Annotated in this window: 10 protein-coding genes, 7 tRNA genes, 3 rRNA genes and 1 pseudogene; 18 read left to right on the top strand and 3 right to left on the bottom strand. The window is 33.3% G+C overall.

Features of this window, described 5'->3' with window-relative positions:
- Positions 1–35: 35 nt before the first annotated feature.
- The 7 genes from CINS_RS07040 (at position 36) to CINS_RS07010 (ending at position 1,987) form a co-directional block, all read left to right on the top strand.
- Entirely contained in the window at positions 36–740 is a 705-nt protein-coding gene (locus CINS_RS07040) for a TerC family protein (RefSeq protein ID WP_039651056.1), read from the top strand.
- A 73-nt stretch (positions 741–813) separates the two neighbouring features.
- A tRNA-Pro gene (locus CINS_RS07035) sits at positions 814–891 on the top strand.
- Between the two features lie 12 nt (positions 892–903).
- Positions 904–980: transfer RNA gene (locus CINS_RS07030), tRNA-His, on the top strand.
- A 3-nt stretch (positions 981–983) separates the two neighbouring features.
- A tRNA-Arg gene (locus CINS_RS07025) sits at positions 984–1,060 on the top strand.
- 24 nt (positions 1,061–1,084) lie between these two features.
- A tRNA-Arg gene (locus CINS_RS07020) sits at positions 1,085–1,161 on the top strand.
- Positions 1,162–1,165: 4 nt separating this feature from the next.
- Positions 1,166–1,250 (top strand) — tRNA-Leu (locus CINS_RS07015).
- A 164-nt stretch (positions 1,251–1,414) separates the two neighbouring features.
- On the top strand, positions 1,415–1,987 hold the full coding sequence (locus CINS_RS07010) for a hypothetical protein (RefSeq protein WP_052251991.1): 573 nt from the start codon (positions 1,415–1,417) through the stop codon (positions 1,985–1,987).
- 4 nt (positions 1,988–1,991) lie between these two features.
- Here the strand turns inward: CINS_RS07010 and CINS_RS07970 are convergent, their stop codons facing one another.
- Positions 1,992–2,690, bottom strand: coding sequence for a restriction endonuclease (locus tag CINS_RS07970; RefSeq protein ID WP_232012943.1), 699 nt, complete (start codon positions 2,688–2,690; stop codon positions 1,992–1,994).
- 378 nt (positions 2,691–3,068) lie between these two features.
- Here CINS_RS07970 and CINS_RS07000 point away from each other — a divergent pair.
- From CINS_RS07000 to rrf, 5 genes are all read left to right on the top strand, one after another.
- Positions 3,069–4,581, top strand: a 16S ribosomal RNA gene (locus tag CINS_RS07000).
- Between the two features lie 93 nt (positions 4,582–4,674).
- Positions 4,675–4,750 (top strand) — tRNA-Ala (locus tag CINS_RS06995).
- 6 nt (positions 4,751–4,756) lie between these two features.
- Positions 4,757–4,833: transfer RNA gene (locus CINS_RS06990), tRNA-Ile, on the top strand.
- Between the two features lie 446 nt (positions 4,834–5,279).
- Positions 5,280–8,188 (top strand): 23S ribosomal RNA (locus CINS_RS06985).
- A 115-nt stretch (positions 8,189–8,303) separates the two neighbouring features.
- Positions 8,304–8,420, top strand: a 5S ribosomal RNA gene (gene rrf, locus CINS_RS06980).
- Together the 16S, 23S and 5S rRNA genes with 2 tRNA genes alongside form the textbook arrangement of a ribosomal RNA operon.
- Positions 8,421–8,817: 397 nt before the next feature.
- On the opposite strand, the pseudogene CINS_RS07965 reads toward rrf, so the two are convergent.
- Both CINS_RS07965 and ggt read right to left on the bottom strand, forming a co-directional pair.
- Positions 8,818–9,093 (bottom strand): annotated as a pseudogene (locus tag CINS_RS07965) (energy transducer TonB); the annotation flags it as partial.
- 74 nt (positions 9,094–9,167) lie between these two features.
- Positions 9,168–10,838, bottom strand: coding sequence for a gamma-glutamyltransferase (gene ggt, locus CINS_RS06970; RefSeq protein WP_039651055.1), 1,671 nt, complete (start codon positions 10,836–10,838; stop codon positions 9,168–9,170).
- A 429-nt stretch (positions 10,839–11,267) separates the two neighbouring features.
- Between ggt and CINS_RS06965 the strand changes: the two genes are divergently transcribed.
- From CINS_RS06965 to CINS_RS06940, 6 genes are all read left to right on the top strand, one after another.
- On the top strand, positions 11,268–12,923 hold the full coding sequence (locus tag CINS_RS06965) for an L-lactate permease (protein ID WP_039651054.1): 1,656 nt from the start codon (positions 11,268–11,270) through the stop codon (positions 12,921–12,923).
- 6 nt (positions 12,924–12,929) lie between these two features.
- Entirely contained in the window at positions 12,930–13,670 is a 741-nt protein-coding gene (locus CINS_RS06960) for a (Fe-S)-binding protein (protein WP_373274657.1), read from the top strand.
- Entirely contained in the window at positions 13,667–15,082 is a 1,416-nt protein-coding gene (locus CINS_RS06955; RefSeq protein WP_039651050.1) for a LutB/LldF family L-lactate oxidation iron-sulfur protein, read from the top strand. The genes CINS_RS06960 and CINS_RS06955 overlap by 4 nt, the downstream gene beginning before the upstream one ends.
- Entirely contained in the window at positions 15,075–15,725 is a 651-nt protein-coding gene (locus CINS_RS06950; protein WP_039651048.1) for an NAD-independent L-lactate dehydrogenase subunit, read from the top strand. The genes CINS_RS06955 and CINS_RS06950 overlap by 8 nt, the downstream gene beginning before the upstream one ends.
- Before the next feature lie 75 nt (positions 15,726–15,800).
- Positions 15,801–17,747, top strand: coding sequence for a BCCT family transporter (locus CINS_RS06945; protein ID WP_039651046.1), 1,947 nt, complete (start codon positions 15,801–15,803; stop codon positions 17,745–17,747).
- 38 nt (positions 17,748–17,785) lie between these two features.
- Positions 17,786–19,321 (top strand): nickel ABC transporter, periplasmic substrate-binding protein, encoded by a 1,536-nt coding sequence (locus tag CINS_RS06940; RefSeq protein ID WP_039651044.1) that lies wholly within the window; start codon positions 17,786–17,788, stop codon positions 19,319–19,321.
- The last annotated feature ends 6 nt before the right edge of the window (positions 19,322–19,327 follow it).

Below are 19,327 nucleotides of genomic sequence, written 5' to 3'. Positions count from 1 at the left end.
TTACTATAATTACGCTTTTGCTTTAAGGAAAATTAATGTTTGAATGGATTTTCAGTGTTGATGCCTGGGTTGTTTTATTTACATTAACAGCTCTAGAAATTGTTTTAGGTATTGATAATATTATATTTTTGGCAATTTTAGTTAGCAAACTACCGCCAAATCTTAGAAATAGAGGTAGAATTTTAGGTCTTGCTTTTGCAATGATTACTAGAATATTATTATTGCTTTCACTTTTTTGGGTCATGAAGCTTACTACTTCTTTGTTTAGCATAATGAATAACGAGATTTCTGGCAGGGATTTAGTGCTTTTGTTGGGAGGATTATTTTTAATTTTTAAATCCATTAAAGAAATAAAAGAACAAATTGTACATAAACAAGAACATTCTAATATAAAAATCAGTAATAAATTATGGATAGTAGTAGCCGAAATAGCTATTATAGATATTGTATTTTCTCTAGACAGTGTTATAACTGCAGTAGGGATAGCACAAGACATTGAAATTATGATTATAGCAGTAGTTATAGCGGTGTTAGTTATGCTATTTGCATCTAAACCAATTGCTGATTTTGTAGAAAAATATCCAAGCATTAAAATTTTAGCATTAGTGTTTTTAGTTATGATAGGTTTTGTTTTAGTGTGTGAGAGTTTTGATTTTCACATCAATAAGGCTTATATTTATACAGCAATGGGTTTTTCTTTGATAGTCGAAATTTTAAATATTCTAGTATCTAAAAAGTAAGGAAAGATGATATTTTTCTTTCTTGACTTTTAATGTTTTTTTATGTAGAATACCGCTTTATTTTTTTGTATATCGGGGTGTAGCGCAGTCTGGTTAGCGCACTTGGTTTGGGACCAAGGGGCCGAAGGTTCGAATCCTTTCACCCCGACCATTTTAAAAAATGGTGAGTGTAGCTCAGTCGGTTAGAGCATCAGATTGTGGTCCTGAGGGTCGTGGGTTCGATTCCCATCACTCACCCCATCAGCGCTCGTAGCTCAACTGGATAGAGCGACAGACTTCGGATCTGTAGGTTATGGGTTCGATTCCTATCGGGCGCACCATTGCCTGATGTACTTCATTATTATGCGCTCATAGCTCAGCTGGATAGAGCAACGGCCTTCTAAGCCGTAGGTCAGAGGTTCGAATCCTCTTGAGCGTACCACTTCGCGGATGTGGTGAAATTGGCAGACACGCCAGACTTAGGATCTGGTGCAGCAATGCGTGAAGGTTCAAGTCCTTTCATCCGCACCATCATGCTTTAAAGCTACTTTTTAAAATTTTTAAAAAACTCATGGAGCGGTTTTTTCTCAAAAATTATTTTTAGTGTTTTATATTGTAAAATAGCATTTTTAAGATTAAATATGCCACTATAAAGGGTTATCCTGCCTCTATACAAAAATAAAAAAATTAATTTTTTGCAAAAAGAATTAAATGATATTAGCCTTAATAGCACAGGAAATATTAATCGTTATAAGCACATTGTAGATTTTTTATATAAACACAAAATATCAACAAAAAGCGATTATGAAAATTTGAAAAAAATGAAATCTTTGATTTTAGATAATATTAGCAATGATGATATAATTAGAAAAAATGCTTTAGAAGGTTCTGCAATACATCAAATTTACAATAAAAAATACAATGAAAGTATTTTTAAAATTGAAAGAAAAATAGAAAAATTGGATAATTCTATTAGTCTTTTAAAACTTTCTAATGCTACATATAAAGAATATGAAAAATACTTAAATACACTTGAACAAAATAAAGAATTTTTAAAAGAATGTGCAAGTGAGCGATTTGTAAGAATTAAAAAAACATTGGAAAATAATAAAAATATTTCTAAAAATTCTTTTATTTTTAAAGAGTATAAAAAAGCTTGTGAGTTTTTAAATATCAAGCAAGAAATTAATTTAGAAAAATCAAGTAAAAATAATAATTTTGTTAAAAAAGAAAAGAATATGGAGAGAAATCATCGCTCCATATTTTAATCAGCTATTGTAAATAATATTTAGGAGCATCTACTGAATTGCAATAAATTTCTTTTTTAAAATTTGATTGGCAAGTAGTGGATAAAACTTTAAAATCTCCTGTGTTTTTATTTTTAATAAAAATATAATTGTTATATTCAAAGCTTTTTTTGTCTTTTTCTATATTAAATTTCATTATTTTTATTTTTTCATCTGGATTTTTGATATCTTTTTCAGCCTTGATTGATGTATAATGATATAAATCATAATCTGGATATTTTTTCTTAATTTCTGCATTTGCTAAATCAAATAGTTTTTGATCATAGCCGTCATTTTTTAATTCAACATAACTTCCACTTCCACCACACGCAACAAAAATTCCTGCTAACCCTGCTAACAAAGCAAATTTAATAATTTGTTTTTTCTCCTTTTTTACTATTTTTAATTCTATCATAAAGAAATTAAAAGAGACTAAAAATTTACATTGTACGGCTATATAATCATCATTATTTGTTTGAATAACTAAATCTATACCACAATCTTGTCCATCTTTTTTATCCCATTCATCCCAAAGATAAATATTTTTATAAATATTTGCTGTATCTTTTTCTTTTAAAAGATGTTTTGAAAGTTTTTCAAACATATATCCTTTTGCTCTATTATTTAAATTTGCTTGTTTTAATTTTTCTAAAATAATTTCAAAAGTAGTTTCGCTTACACTCATTAAAACTCCTAAACTAATAATATAAAGAATATATCAAAAATAGATTAAATATATAAGAGTTTATGTTGTTAATCTATCACATAGTTAATTAAACTTTAAGCTTTTATAGCTATAATTTCATTTCCTTTTTTGAAAAAAGGGTTCTAAAAATTACGATTTAAAATCATCATAATTTTTATATTTGTTCTTTAAATTATTAATTATTGTTAATCAAATCTTATAGTCAATCTTTGAAATCTAAATAAGTGATCGATTGAGCCAGAGATAGATTAAATCTATCACTAATAATTAAAATTATAAATTACATGAATATTCATTATTTTGTAATTTTTAAATTTTACTTTTTCTTTGAAGAAAAAGATTAAACTTATCTATATTTTTATGGAGAGTTTGATCCTGGCTCAGAGTGAACGCTGGCGGCGTGCCTAATACATGCAAGTCGAACGATGAAGCAACTAGCTTGCTAGTTGTGGATTAGTGGCGCACGGGTGAGTAAAGTATAGTTAATCTGCCCTACACAAGAGGACAACAGTTGGAAACGACTGCTAATACTCTATACTCCTATTTAACATAAGTTGAGTAGGGAAAGTTTTTCGGTGTAGGATGAGACTATATAGTATCAGCTAGTTGGTGAGGTAATGGCTCACCAAGGCTATGACGCTTAACTGGTCTGAGAGGATGATCAGTCACACTGGAACTGAGACACGGTCCAGACTCCTACGGGAGGCAGCAGTAGGGAATATTGCGCAATGGGGGAAACCCTGACGCAGCAACGCCGCGTGGAGGATGACACTTTTCGGAGCGTAAACTCCTTTTCTTAGGGAAGAATTCTGACGGTACCTAAGGAATAAGCACCGGCTAACTCCGTGCCAGCAGCCGCGGTAATACGGAGGGTGCAAGCGTTACTCGGAATCACTGGGCGTAAAGGGCGCGTAGGCGGATTATCAAGTCTCTTGTGAAATCTAATGGCTCAACCATTAAACTGCTTGGGAAACTGATAATCTAGAGTGAGGGAGAGGCAGATGGAATTGGTGGTGTAGGGGTAAAATCCGTAGATATCACCAAGAATACCCATTGCGAAGGCGATCTGCTGGAACTTAACTGACGCTAAGGCGCGAAAGCGTGGGGAGCAAACAGGATTAGATACCCTGGTAGTCCACGCCCTAAACGATGTACACTAGTTGTTGGGATGCTAGTCATCTCAGTAATGCAGCTAACGCATTAAGTGTACCGCCTGGGGAGTACGGTCGCAAGATTAAAACTCAAAGGAATAGACGGGGACCCGCACAAGCGGTGGAGCATGTGGTTTAATTCGAAGATACGCGAAGAACCTTACCTGGGCTTGATATCCTAAGAACCTTATAGAGATATGAGGGTGCTAGCTTGCTAGAACTTAGAGACAGGTGCTGCACGGCTGTCGTCAGCTCGTGTCGTGAGATGTTGGGTTAAGTCCCGCAACGAGCGCAACCCACGTATTTAGTTGCTAACGGTTAGGCCGAGCACTCTAAATAGACTGCCTTCGTAAGGAGGAGGAAGGTGTGGACGACGTCAAGTCATCATGGCCCTTATGCCCAGGGCGACACACGTGCTACAATGGCATATACAATGAGACGCAATATCGCAAGGTGGAGCAAATCTATAAAATATGTCCCAGTTCGGATTGTTCTCTGCAACTCGAGAGCATGAAGCCGGAATCGCTAGTAATCGTAGATCAGCCATGCTACGGTGAATACGTTCCCGGGTCTTGTACTCACCGCCCGTCACACCATGGGAGTTGATTTCACTCGAAGCCGGAATACTAAACTAGTTACCGTCCACAGTGGAATCAGCGACTGGGGTGAAGTCGTAACAAGGTAACCGTAGGAGAACCTGCGGTTGGATCACCTCCTTTCTAGAGTACAAACTGATAAGTCTCACAACTATCAGTTCATATAAACTCAATCATCCTTGTTTAGATTTCAAAGATTGATGAAAAGCTAATTTTGGGGAATTAGCTCAGCTGGGAGAGCGCCTGCTTTGCACGCAGGAGGTCAGCGGTTCGATCCCGCTATTCTCCACCATGATAAGGGCCTATAGCTCAGCTGGTTAGAGTGCACCCCTGATAAGGGTGAGGTCACAAGTTCAAGTCTTGTTAGGCCCACCATAAAAAGATTTGTTTATCAATGATGATAAAAGTTTTAAAACTTAAAATAAGTATATATTTATCTAGTTAAGATATTGAATTTTATTTAATAGTTGTCCTATAAAAATTAAGTTTAATTATTTAAATATTATTTTTAATTCTAATATACACTTATTTTAGGTTTTAAGACCTAAAATAAATAAATACTTATTCAATAGAGTTTTTATTTAACGTTATTTAAATTATTATTGTTAAGAGTCACAAGCAAGTTTTAATAAAAACAATTTTACAGGACTTGTTAAAGAATAATGCTGAACTATCTTTTCTTTAAATTATTAAAGATAAGTTTTAAACTCACGACTTATATTTATTTATAAGTGTTTAAATGCTTTCCGTCTTAAGATAGTAAAGTTTTATTGTAAAAGCTTTAACAAGGAAGTGATGCGTTTTAGAATGAATCTAATAAAAGGTAAGCTATTAAGAGCGAATGGTGGATGCCTTGGCTGGTAAAGGCGATGAAGGACGTACTAGACTGCGATAAGCTACGGGGAGCTGTCAAGAAGCTTTGATCCGTAGATTTCCGAATGGGGCAACCTAATATATAGAGATATATATTACCATAAATGGAGCGAACGTAGGGAATTGAAACATCTTAGTACCTACAGGAAAAGAAATCAATAGAGATTGCGTCAGTAGCGGCGAGCGAAAGCGCAAGAGGGCAAACCCAGTGCTTGCACTGGGGGTTGTAGGACTGCAATGTGCAATAAGTGAGGTTAGTAGAACACTCTGGAAAGTGTAGCCATAGAGGGTGATAGTCCCGTATACGAAAACCAAACTTTAGCTAGCAGTATCCTGAGTAGGGCGGGACACGAGGAATCCTGTCTGAATCTGGGTCGACCACGATCCAACCCTAAATACTACTACCAGACCGATAGTGCACAAGTACCGTGAGGGAAAGGTGAAAAGAACTGAGGTGATCAGAGTGAAATAGAACCTGAAACCATTTGCTTACAATCATTCAGAGCACTATGTAGCAATACAGTGTGATGGACTGCCTTTTGCATAATGAGCCTGCGAGTTGTGGTGTCTGGCAAGGTTAAGCACACGCGAAGCCGTAGCGAAAGCGAGTCTGAATAGGGCGATTAAGTCAGATGCTGCAGACCCGAAACGAAGTGATCTATCCATGAGCAAGTTGAAGCTAGTGTAAGAGCTAGTGGAGGACTGAACCCATAGGCGTTGAAAAGCCCCGGGATGACTTGTGGATAGGGGTGAAAGGCCAATCAAACTTCGTGATAGCTGGTTCTCTCCGAAATATATTTAGGTATAGCGTTGTGTCGTAACATAAGGGGGTAGAGCACTGAATGGGCTAGGGCATACACCAATGTACCAAACCCTATCAAACTCCGAATACCTTATGTGTAATCACAGCAGTCAGGCGGCGAGTGATAAAATCCGTCGTCAAGAGGGAAACAACCCAGACTACCAGCTAAGGTCCCTAAATCTTACTTAAGTGGAAAACGATGTGAAGTTACTTAAACAACCAGGAGGTTGGCTTAGAAGCAGCCATCCTTTAAAGAAAGCGTAATAGCTCACTGGTCTAGTGATTTTGCGCGGAAAATATAACGGGGCTAAAGTAAGTACCGAAGCTGTAGACTTAGTTTTACTAAGTGGTAGGAGAGCGTTCTATTTGCGTCGAAGGTATACCGGTAAGGAGTGCTGGAGCGAATAGAAGTGAGCATGCAGGCATGAGTAGCGATAATTAATGTGAGAATCATTAACGCCGTAAACCCAAGGTTTCCTACGCGATGCTCGTCATCGTAGGGTTAGTCGGGTCCTAAGTCAAGTCCGAAAGGGGTAGACGATGGCAAATTGGTTAATATTCCAATACCAACATTAGTGTGCGATGGAAGGACGCTTAGAGCTAAGCAAGCTAGCGGATGGAAGTGCTAGTCTAAGGTTGTAGGAGCTTATATAGGCAAATCCGTATAAGAATACTCCGAGAACTGAAAGGCTCTTCAAAATCTTCGGATAGCGAGGAGAATTGCTGATGCTGTCGAGCCAAGAAAAGTTTCTAAGTTTAGCTAATGTTGCCCGTACCGTAAACCGACACAGGTGGGTGGGATGAGTATTCTAAGGCGCGTGGAAGAACTCTCTTTAAGGAACTCTGCAAAATAGCACCGTATCTTCGGTATAAGGTGTGGTTCGCTTCGTACTAGGATTTACTCCGAAAGCGAAGAAACTTACAACAAAGAGTCCCTCCCGACTGTTTACCAAAAACACAGCACTCTGCTAACTCGCAAGAGGATGTATAGGGTGTGACGCCTGCCCGGTGCTCGAAGGTTAATTGATGGGGTTAGCATTAGCGAAGCTCTTGATCGAAGCCCGAGTAAACGGCGGCCGTAACTATAACGGTCCTAAGGTAGCGAAATTCCTTGTCGGTTAAATACCGACCTGCATGAATGGCGTAACGAGATGGGAGCTGTCTCAAAGAGGGATCCAGTGAAATTGTAGTGGAGGTGAAAATTCCTCCTACCCGCGGCAAGACGGAAAGACCCCGTGGACCTTTACTACAGCTTGACACTGCTATTTGGATAAGAATGTGCAGGATAGGTGGGAGGCTTTGATTAATAGACGCCAGTTTATTATGAGCCGTTGTTGAGATACCACTCTTTCTTATTTGGGTAGCTAACCAGCTTGAGTTATCCTCAAGTGGGACAATGTCTGGTGGGTAGTTTGACTGGGGCGGTCGCCTCCCAAATAATAACGGAGGCTTACAAAGGTTGGCTCAGAACGGTTGGAAATCGTTCGTAGAGTATAAAGGTATAAGCCAGCTTAACTGCAAGACATACAAGTCAAGCAGAGACGAAAGTCGGTCTTAGTGATCCGGTGGTTCTGTGTGGAAGGGCCATCGCTCAAAGGATAAAAGGTACCCCGGGGATAACAGGCTGATCTCCCCCAAGAGCTCACATCGACGGGGAGGTTTGGCACCTCGATGTCGGCTCATCGCATCCTGGGGCTGGAGCAGGTCCCAAGGGTATGGCTGTTCGCCATTTAAAGCGGTACGCGAGCTGGGTTCAGAACGTCGTGAGACAGTTCGGTCCCTATCTGCCGTGGGCGTAAGAAGATTGAAGAGATTTGACCCTAGTACGAGAGGACCGGGTTGAACAAACCACTGGTGTAGCTGTTGTTCTGCCAAGAGCATCGCAGCGTAGCTAAGTTTGGAACGGATAAACGCTGAAAGCATCTAAGCGTGAAGCCAACTCTAAGATGAATCTTCTCTAAGCTCTCTAGAAGACTACTAGTTTGATAGGCTGGGTGTGTAATGGATGAAAGTCTTTTAGCTGACCAGTACTAATAGAGCGTTTGGCTTATCTTATAAAGCATCACTTCCTTGTTAAGGTTTTTTATAATCTTAAAAGAAAATGTTTTTTTAAACTTGCTCTTAACATTGTTTTTTAAGTATTCTTAGTTTAGAATATTTAAATAACAATGTCCGTGATTATACAGATGTGGAGACGCCTTGTCCCATCCCGAACCAAGAAGCTAAGCACATCGTGGGTGATGATACTACGCCTTACTGGCAGGGGGAAAGTAGCTCATTGCGGACTTGTTAATTCTTCTACTACTTATTTTAGCTTATTGATATTTTTATTAAAGCAAAATGATATTATAATAAGAAATGAATTTAATCTCTTATTGAGTAAAGCTTTTTTATGATTTATAAGTTTATATTCTAGGTATTTTTTAAGATTAGTTTATTAGCAAGATATATTGAAATTGTTTTTATATAAGTGGGTTTTTGTTTTTAGAGTATAAAAGCTATGATTTATTAGTAACTTAGAATAGTATAAATTTATTTATTATATTTTTTTTACAATAGTTTTATAAAGATGTGTTAAATCTTCTATTTTAAGTTTTATGTTTAATTCTATTAGTTCTTCTTGAAATATAGGTGTGTTAAAAGCAGTAATTGACCATAATTTTATAATGATTATTTTATGAAGACTAGTTTATTTTATATATTATAGGAATTCTTATATTAAATGTTTGATCATATTTAGGAAAATACTTAGAAGCTAAGTGTATAGTTTGTAAAGCGCTTTCATTTAAAAGTTTGTATTTAGAAGGCGTAATTACTTTTAAATTTTTTAATATTTGCTGATTTGTCCAAGTAAATTCTACCAAAACTTCACCACTCATTCTCATTTTTTGAGCTTGCCTTGGATATACTAATGTATTATCTATAGCTAATTTTATTTCTTTTAGAAAATCATTGTTACTTATGGTGGTAGAAGATATAGTGGAGTTATTGGGGATACAAAATTTGCCTTTGAAAATTCAAAGGCAAAACAAGATTAAAATTCTTTTCTTGTATCCATAGAACCTACAATTTTTTGTGTTTTAGGATCTATCATTATAGCATTTACATCACCCATATAAGGTTGTTCTGAGATTGTATAACCCATTTTTACGAGATTATTTTCAACATCTTTGATAATTCCAAATGGTTCAGTTCTAAGTTCATCAGGAAGCCATTGCATATGGAATCTTGGAGATTCTACTGCTGTTGAAATATCCATTTTGTGATCTATAACATTTGAAATCACTTGTAAAACTGTTGTGATAATTCTAGATCCACCTGGACTACCCACTACCATAAATACCTTACCATCTTTAAGTATTATGGTCGGACTCATAGAGCTTAAAGGTCTTTTTTTAGGTTCTATAGCATTAGCTTCACCACCTACTAAACCATATAGATTTGGAACTCCTGGTTTTATAGAAAAATCATCCATTTCATCATTTAATAAAAATCCTGCTCCCTCTATAGCAGCACCAGATCCATAGCTTGCATTAATAGTATAAGTTATACTGACAGCATTTCCTTTGCTATCTAATACAGAGTAATGAGTAGTATTATGACCTTCGTGGATTTGTCCTAATCCAGGTTTTACTTTAGAACTTGGTAAAGCTTTATTTTTTGGTATTTTTGTGTAAATTTCTTTTGCATAAGCTTTACTTGTAAGTTTTTCAAGTGGAATTTTTACAAAATCAGGATCACCCATATATTCTGATCTATCTGCATAAGCTTGACGCATAGCTTCAGCCATTATATGTAAAGTTTTAGAGCTACCATAACCTAATTTTTCTATATTAGCATTTTCCATAATATTTAAAATTTGAATTATATGGGTACCACCACTGCTAGGTGGAGACATGGAAATTATATCATATCCTCTATAAGTACCTTTTACTGGTTTTCTCCAAATTACTTCATATTGTGCTAAATCTTCTTTTGTAATAATACCATTGTTTTTAGCCATATCTGACTCTATTAGATTAGCAATTTTGCCTTTATAAAAAGCATCAGGACCTTCTTTAGAAATAAGTTTTAAGGTTTTTGCTAAATCTTTTTGGACAAATAAATCTCCGCTTTTATAAGTACTACCATCTTTTTTAAGAAAGTATTTACGTGAGCTATCAAATTTTTTAAACATATCTTGAACTTCCAACATAGTCTGTTCTTGTCGATCGTTGATAAGATATCCTTTTTCAGCTAATTTTATAGCAGGATTCATTAAATCACTCAATTTCATTGTGCCATAGCGATCTAACATTGCACTCATACCTTTTACGGTTCCAGGCACGCCAGCAGCTAAGTATCCTATGGTTGAGGCATCTGGAATAACCTCTCCTTTTTTATCAAGATACATATCTCTAGTTGCTTTTAACGGAGCCATTTCTCTAAAATCAAGAGTAGTGCTTTCACCATTTGCTAAATGTATTACAGCAAATCCACCTCCGCCTATATTTCCAGCCGAAGGGTGCACTACAGCTAAAGCATAACCTACAGCAACAGCCGCATCTATAGCATTACCGCCCTTATCAAGCACCTCTTTACCAATTTTATTGGCAAGTTCATGGCTTGAAAGAACAAGCCCTGTTCCTGTTTTATCTTGTATAGGCGCATTAGCAGCACCAAAACTTAGCGTAATTGACATCGCAAATATAGCTAAATAACGCATTTTTATCCTTTCTTTCAAATTTAAAAGTAGAATGATTGTAACAAAAATAAAAATATTTACAAGTTTAAAATAGTATTAATATTAAGAAAATTACAAAAAAATAAGTTTAATGTATCGATTTTTCTCATTTATTATAAAAATTATTTATATAATTACTAAAAGTAACTATAAATTGTTATTTTCAAATGTGAAATCATAGTAAAAATTATAAAAATATTGTAAATATTTTACATATGATGTAAAGTTATAAATATAAATAATTTTAAATATTACTAAAATCTTAATTTTGATAGTGTAACAGATTTTTACATAAATATATGTTACTCTTATACCCATATCATTAAATATTTTTCTAACAAAAATACACAAACAATCAAAATATTTGTTAAGCTAAATATCTATATAAATTTCAAATTGATAAGGAAAAATATGTGGCAACAAATATATAATCCGTTTGATAATATAATCTTGAGTGCTTTGGTGGCTTTTTTGCCTATTTTGTGTTTTTTGCTTTCTCTTGTTGTTTTTAAACTTAAGGGTTATCAAGCAGGATTTTTGACTCTTATTGTATCAAGTATTGTAGCAATATTTGCTTATGATATGCCGTTTTCTTTATTAGGTGCTAGTTTTATACAAGGCTTTGCTAATGGTATTTGGCCCATAGCGTGGATTATTATTGCGGCCATATTTTTGTATAAACTTTCTATTAAATCAGGTTCTTTTGAAATCATTAAACAAAGTGTTATAGGTATCACACCAGATCATAGAATTCAAGTTATTTTAATTGGTTTTTGCTTTGGTTCTTTTTTAGAAGGGGCTATAGGTTTTGGTGGACCAGTAGCTATTACTGCTGCTTTACTTGTGGGACTTGGACTTAGACCTTTATATGCTGCAGGACTTTGTCTTATAGCCAATACTGCTCCAGTAGCTTTTGGAGCAGTTGGAATACCTATTATCGCTATGAGTAATTTAGCTGGAATAGGACAATATGAAGTTTCAGCTATGGTAGGTAGAATGCTTGTTCCATTGAGTTTAACTATACCATTTTTTATTGTTTTTTTAATGGATGGTTTAAAAGGAGTAAGAGAAACTTTTCCTGCTATTTTTGTAGCGGCTGTATCTTTTACAATTACGCAATTTTTAAGTTCAAATCATTTAGGAGCAGAACTTCCTGATATTATATCTGCTGTTGTTTCTTTATCTGCTACTACATTATTTTTGAAATTTTGGAAGCCAAAAAATATTTTTAGGTTAGATGATGTAAAAAATTTTGAAACTACTCAAACATTAGAATTTAAAAAAGTATTTTTAGCTTGGGTTCCTTTTATACTTTTAATTATATGTATTATTATATGGACTCAACCTTGGTTTAAAGCTTTATTTGCTAAAGATGGAATTTTAAATTTCATGCAATTTACTTTAAAATTTAATGAAGCATTAGGTGTTATTGTGAGTCCTGATATAGTTAATCCTCAAAATACCAAAACAATGATTCCATCGCATGCAATAGATCTAGTAGCGCAGGCAGGAACTGCTATTTTAGTAGCTGCTTTAATGAGTATTGTGGTATTAAAAATAAAAATTAATGAAGCTACAGAGTGTTTTTGGGAGACTTTAAAAGAGATGGCTACCCCTTGTTTGACTATAGGTTTAGTTGTTGCTTTTGCTTTTATAGCAAAAAATAGTGGTATGAGTACTACCTTAGGTCTTGCATTTTCTAATACAGGTGATGCTTATGCATTTTTTTCTCCTATTATAGGATGGATAGGGGTGTTTTTAACAGGTTCTGATACTAGTTCAAATTTACTTTTTGGAACTCTTCAGCAAGTTAGTGCTCAAAAATTAGGAATTTCAGAAACATTATTCTTAGCAGCAAATTCTGTTGGTGGAGTTGTAGGTAAAATGATATCTCCTCAAAGTATAGCAGTTGCTTGTGCAGCAGTTGGGCTTGTAGGAAAAGAGTCTGAGTTGTTTAGATTTACTTTAAAATATTCAATTGGATTTATAATTTTAATAGGAATTTGGACTTTTGTTATAGCGTTTTTCTTTCAAGGTATTGTTCCTGAAGCAGTGCTTTTAAAATAAGGATTGATAATGAAAAAAGTATATTTATTTGCAACTTGCTTGGGTAGTGCAATAATGCAAGAAAGTATTTTAAATGCGGTTAGGCTTTTAAGAAGAGAAGGTGTGGAAGTAATATTTAAAAAGCAGCAAACTTGCTGCTCTCAACCTTCATTTAATTCTGGATATTTCAAAGAAAGTAAAAATGTAGCTTTGCATAATATAAAGCTTTTTACTCAAGATTACCCTATTGTTGTTCCAAGTGGATCCTGTGCTGGCATGATGAGTCATGATTATTTAGAACTTTTTGAAGATGATGAAAATTATGCCTTGGTAAAAGAATTTAGTTCAAGAGTGATTGATCTTAGTCAGTATTTAGATACTGTATTAAATGTAGAATATGAAGATAAGGGTGAGCCATTAAAGGTTACTTGGCATTCTAATTGTCATGCATTAAGAATTCAAAAAAGCATACAATCAAGTAAGAATTTATTAAAAAAACTCAAAAATGTAGAATTAATTCCTTTAGAATTTGAAGAAGAATGTTGTGGTTTTGGTGGAACTTTTTCTGTAAAAGAACCGCAAATTTCAAATTCTATGGCACAAGAAAAAATCAAAGATATTCAGAGAACAGGTGTAAAATATGTTTTAAGTTCTGATGGTGGATGTTTGATGAATATTGCGGGTACAATGAATAAAATGGGGCTTGATATAAAAGGAATTCATTTATACGACTTTTTAAATAAACGTCTTGAAGGGATTGCAATATGAAAATGGCGCACGAGCAAATTGTTGATATAAAAATTCATGATCAACAAATGAGGGAAAATTTAAGATCAGCTATGCATACTTTACAAAAAAATCGTTTAAAAGTTATAGATGAAAAATTTAATGATTGGCAAGGATTACGATCTAAAGCAAAACAAGCAAAAAACAATGCTCTTTCAACTTTATACGATAGACTTTTAGAATTTGAGAAAAATGCTATCAAAAATGGTATAAATGTTCATTGGGCTAATTCTGATGAGGATGCCTGTGAAATTATTTATGAATTGATGATACAAAAAAATATAAGTAAAATTTTGAAAGGTAAGTCTATGGCTAGCGAAGAAATAGGCTTAAATCATTATTTAGAAGCTAAAGGATTAAAGGCTGTCGAAACAGATCTAGGAGAGCTTATATTGCAATTAAACAATGAGACTCCTGTACATATTGTAGTTCCAGCTGTACATAAAAATCGTTACGAGATTGGCAAAATTTTTCAAGAAAAATTGGGTTCAGATTTAGAAAGTGAGCCTGAAAAATTAAATTTTATTGCAAGAAAGCACTTAAGAGATGAGTTTGAAGGCCTTAAAATGGGACTTAGTGGAGTTAATTTTGCTATGTCTAAAGAAGGAGCATTTTGGCTCATAGAAAATGAAGGAAATGGTAGAATGTGCACTACTGCAAGTGATATTCACGTAGCACTTTGTGGTATAGAAAAAGTTATGGAAAGTTTTGAAGATGCTGCTACTATGGTTTCTTTACTCACTCCTTCAGCTACAGGACAATTTATACCAACTTACAATAATATTATCACAGGTCCTAGAAAAAATGGAGATTTAGATGGTCCAAAAGAAGTGCATATCATTCTTTTTGATCACAATAGAAGCAAAATGTTAAATGATGAAGATTATTATGAAGCTTTGCGTTGTATAAGATGTGGAGCATGTATGAATTTTTGCCCTGTATATGATAAAATAGGTGGACATACTTATCAAAGTGTTTATCCAGGTCCTATTGGAGAAGTAATTAGTCCTAATCTTTTTGGTATGCAAGAAAATGGAGATATCCTTACCTTTTGTTCTCTTTGTGGAAGATGTTCTGAAGTTTGTCCAGTAAAAATTCCTCTTGCAGATTTAATACGCAAATTAAGAGCTGCAAAAGTAGGACAAGGAAGTTTTGAAAATATTACACCAAATACCACTGAAGCTATGTCTTTTAAAATTTTTGAAAAAGTAGCTACTTCTCCTATGATTTGGAAAAATACTTTGGCAAATTTACATAAGTTTAATTGGTTTTTACAAAAAGGAAAAAATTCTCTACCAGTAATCAAAAAATGGAGTGCTTATAAAGAATTCCCACAAGTAAAACTTAATCTTTATAAAGAACTTGAGAATATGCAAGGAGTAATATGTGAGTAGAATAAATGAAATTTCTTCAAAAAGCAAAGAAGCTATTTTAAACAAGATTCAAAATACACAGTTATCTGTTGAAAAAATTCTGACTATAGATCCGGTAGAACATATCAAAACAAGTGATGATATGTTGTTTGAATTAAAAGAAAAAATGAGTGCAAATAAATATATAGTAGAAGAAAGCACATTGGAAAAATTAGAAGAAAAAATTAATCAAATTGTTGCAAGCTATGGATATAAAAGCTTTATTTATCCTAGTGATTTAAGCATAGATATTGATAAAATTGATGCAGAAAAAAAGACTTGTTTTAATCAAGAAATTGAAAAATTAAGAAAAGAAGTTTTTCATAGTGATTTTTCCGTTATTCAAGCAAGAGTTGGTGTGAGTTCACATGGTGTAGCTTTAGTTGTATCAGATAAAAATCAACCAAGAATGCTTTCTTTGGCTCCTATGCTTTGTATTGTTTTGTTAAAAAAAGAAAATATTGTAAAAAGTCTTAGCGAGGCTTTAAATTTAGTAAAAAATGAAAATGAAATTTTACCTAGCAATATTTTATTTATTGCTGGCCCTTCAAGAACAGCAGATATTGAATTGATAACTGTTTTTGGAGTTCATGGATCTCAAAAGGTTCATATTATATTTTATTGATTTTTTATTTTTTTAAGATATTTTCTTGCATAGTTAAGAATATTAACTTAAATTAAAACTATAAAAAGGAAGACCATGTTAAAGACAAGTTTTAAAAAGGCAGTATTCTTACCTAGTGTCAGCATTATAGTAGTTTTAAGCTTTAGTTGTATTTTTTTTCCTAAAGTTACAAACGATTTTATTAATCATATTAGAAATGAAATTTTTACAAATTTTTCATGGTTTTATATATTAAGTGTGAGTTTTTTTGTATGTTTTATGCTCACTCTTGCTTTATCTAAGTTTGGCGACATTAAGCTAGGAGATGACGATGAAACACCTTGCTTTAAATTTACTTCATGGCTTGCTATGCTTTTTGCTACGGGCATGGGTGTAGGACTTATGTATTTTGGTGTAGCCGAACCTCTTATTCATAAAAAAGCTTTGCAAGCAAGTGATGAAGAAGCTATGTTGCATACTATATTTCATTGGGGAATTCATCCATGGGCTATTTATGGAGTGTGTGCTTTGGCTATGGCTTATTTTGGTTTTAGATATAAGATGCCTTTGAGTTTGCGCAGTGCTTTTTACCCTCTTTTAAAAGATAAAATATATGGCTTTTGGGGAAATTTGGTTGATATTTTAGCTTTAATTGTGACAGTTTTTGGTATTAGTACTACACTTGGCTATAGTGCTTCTCAATTAAATGCTGGTTTTTTAAATTTGGGTATTGTAAGTGAGCAAAGCTTTTTAGAGCAAAGTATTATTATAATTGTGATCATTTCCTTGGCAACGCTTTCATCAATCAGTGGTTTAACTAAAGGATTGAAACTTTTAAGTGAAGCAAATTTGATTTTTGCTATAGCTTTAATGTTTTTTGTACTTTTTTCTTCTAATACCATAGAAATTCTTTCGAGATTTAGCTCCAATATAGGCAATTACTTGCAAAATATTATAGAGCTTAGTTTTAAGACTTATTATTATGAGAAAGAACATATAGAATGGTTTAATAATTGGACTATATACTATTGGGCTTGGTGGCTTAGTTGGTCCCCTTTTGTCGGGTTTTTTATAGCTAAAATTTCGCGTGGTAGAACCATAAGGGAATTTATATTTGGAGTGCTTGTTGTACCTACTAGCTTCAATATACTTTGGTTTAGTGTTTTTGGTAATAGTGCTTTGAATTTAAATGATATTTTAAGTCCTTTTACTTCATCGCCTGAAAGTTTGCTTTTTTATTTTCTGGAAAATTTTTCTTTTGCATATTGGAGTTCTTTGTTGGCTTTAATGGTACTTTCTTTATTTTTTATAACTTCTGCAGATAGTGGAATTTTTGTGTTGAATTCTTTAGGAAGTCACAATGCAAGTGAACCATATAAATGGCAGAATATACTTTGGGGTTTTATATTAGCGCTTTTGGCTATTTCTTTGCTATATTCAGGTGGATTGGGAGCTATTTTGGGTATCACAATGATAGTAGCTTTACCTTTTGCATTTTTGCTTTGTTTGATGTGTTTTTCTTTGCTAAGAGGTTTGATTGTTGATGTAAATTATTCTTTAACTAAACTAAGTCAAAGTAGTGTTTATTTTTCAGGTGAATTTTGGCAAGAAAGGCTAGCAAGAATTTTAAAACAAAGCAAAGAAAAAGATATAGAAAAATTTTTAGATACCAAGGTAAAAAATGCTATGAGCGAGCTTAATAGAAGTCTAAAAAATTATGGTTTAAATTCACAAGTTGTACAAGAAAAATCTAGCATTAAATTAATTATTAAAAAAGAGTTAGCAAAAGATTTTATTTATGGAGTGCAAGTTGTAAAAAAACAAGCAAGTCAGAGTATTATTGATGATAAGTTTATGCCTACTTACTATAAAGAATTTATTTTTGAACCCCAAACTTTCTTTGCAGATTCACGTAATGGCTATAATATAGAATATTTAAATGAGCAAGAAATCATCGTAGATATACTTAAACAATATGAGAGATATTTGCAACTTTTATTTGATGACAAAAATGAAATTTTTACTAAAGCTTATGATGAGTAGATGTTATAATCTTTGAAAATTTTTAAGAAAGGCATTTTATGTTGAAATTTGTTTTAATGTTTTTTTGTGTGTCGAATCTTTTTGCTATTACCCCAAAAGATACTATAGTGATTGCAGTAGAAAATGAGCCAGAGCGTATTAATCCGCTATTTAGTGAAGATCACGATGTGGCTATAGGATTGGTATTTTCAGGATTGACACGTTTTGATGAAAATATGAGTTTAGCTCCTGATTTAGCTACTTCTTGGAAAGTAAGTAAAGATGGTCTTGTATATGAATTTAGCTTAAGAGATGATGTATTGTGGCATGATGGAGTTAAATTTGGTGCTAAAGATGTAGAATTTAGTATCAATGCTTTAAAAGATGAAAAACTAAATTCTCCCTCAAAAGTAAATTTTGATGCTGTAAAAGAGGTAAAAATTATCGATGATTATCATATTCGTATTACTTTATCAAATCCTTTTCCAGCTTTTTTAGATGCTTTAAGTGTAGGAGTTTTACCACATCATTTGCTTGAAAAAGAAAATTTAAATACTACAGATTTTAATCAACATCCAATAGGAACTGGATCTTATAAACTTAAGCAGTGGAAGCAAGGTCAGTATATGATTTTAGAAGCTAATGAAAAATATTATTTAACTAAAGTTAAAACTCCAAAACTTATACTTAAAAATATAAAAGATCCAAGTATAAGTGCTATTGAGCTTAAAAATGGTTCTATAGATGTAGCATTGGTTGATTTTTCTTTGGCTTCAAATTTTCAAAATGATAAAAGTTTTAAAGTACTAGTTGAGCCTTCTGCTGATTATCGAGCTTTAATGTTTAATCTTAATAATGAATTTTTAAAAGACATAAAAGTGCGTATAGCATTAAATTATGCTATAGATAAAAATGCTATAGTAGAATCACTTTTGCACTCTTTTGGTAAAGTAGCTAATCATCCTTTAGAAAAATCATGGGCTAATCCTAATAAATTTGCTACGTATAAGTATGATATAAAAAAGGCAAATGAGCTTTTAAAACAAGCAGGTTTTGTTAAAAATAAAAATGGTATTTTAGAAAAAGATGGTAAGGAATTTAGCTTTGAAATGTATGCTATGAGTGAAGATCCTTTAAGAGTGGCCTTGGTTAATATTTTACAAAGTGAATTTTTAAAATTAGGTATTAAAGCTAAGGCTATAGCTAAGCCAAGTGGAAGTTTTGATTATACTAAAGAAGATAGTTTTTTGGTGGGTTGGGGTAGTCCTTATGATCCTGATTTTCATACTTTTAGAGTTTTTGCAAGCTCCCAAGATTCTACTTTAAATTCAAGCGGTTGGAATTTTGGACATTATAAGAATTCTAAAGTAGATGAATCTTTAAAGCTTGCTAGAAATTCGCTAGATTCTAAAGAAAGAAAAAGATATTATGGAGATTTCATACAAGCTTTATATGATGATCCTGCTTTCTTATTTATAGCTTATATCGATTATCCTTTAGTGTTTGCTAATAATATTGAAGGTATTAAGTCTCATGTTTTAGGTCATCACGGAGTAGGTTTTACATGGAATGCTTATGAGTGGATTAAAAACTAAGTGTTA

This window comes from Campylobacter insulaenigrae NCTC 12927 (genome assembly GCF_000816185.1).
GTDB classification, from domain to species: Bacteria; Campylobacterota; Campylobacteria; order Campylobacterales; family Campylobacteraceae; genus Campylobacter_D; species Campylobacter_D insulaenigrae.
The sequence above is the reverse complement of the archived record's forward strand: the minus strand, read 5'-3'. Positions and strand labels throughout refer to the sequence as shown.

Bases quoted from the DNA above. Each gene is read 5' to 3' on its own strand.
- ggt (WP_039651055.1), bottom strand. From the start codon at position 10,838: ATGCGTTATTTAGCTATATTTGCGATGTCAATTACGCTAAGTTTTGGT.
- CINS_RS07040 (WP_039651056.1), top strand. From the start codon at position 36: ATGTTTGAATGGATTTTCAGTGTTGATGCCTGGGTTGTTTTATTTACA.
- CINS_RS06940 (WP_039651044.1), top strand. From the start codon at position 17,786: ATGTTGAAATTTGTTTTAATGTTTTTTTGTGTGTCGAATCTTTTTGCT.
- CINS_RS06965 (WP_039651054.1), top strand. From the start codon at position 11,268: ATGTGGCAACAAATATATAATCCGTTTGATAATATAATCTTGAGTGCT.
- CINS_RS06945 (WP_039651046.1), top strand. From the start codon at position 15,801: ATGTTAAAGACAAGTTTTAAAAAGGCAGTATTCTTACCTAGTGTCAGC.
- CINS_RS06955 (WP_039651050.1), top strand. From the start codon at position 13,667: ATGAAAATGGCGCACGAGCAAATTGTTGATATAAAAATTCATGATCAA.
- CINS_RS07970 (WP_232012943.1), bottom strand. From the start codon at position 2,690: ATGAGTGTAAGCGAAACTACTTTTGAAATTATTTTAGAAAAATTAAAA.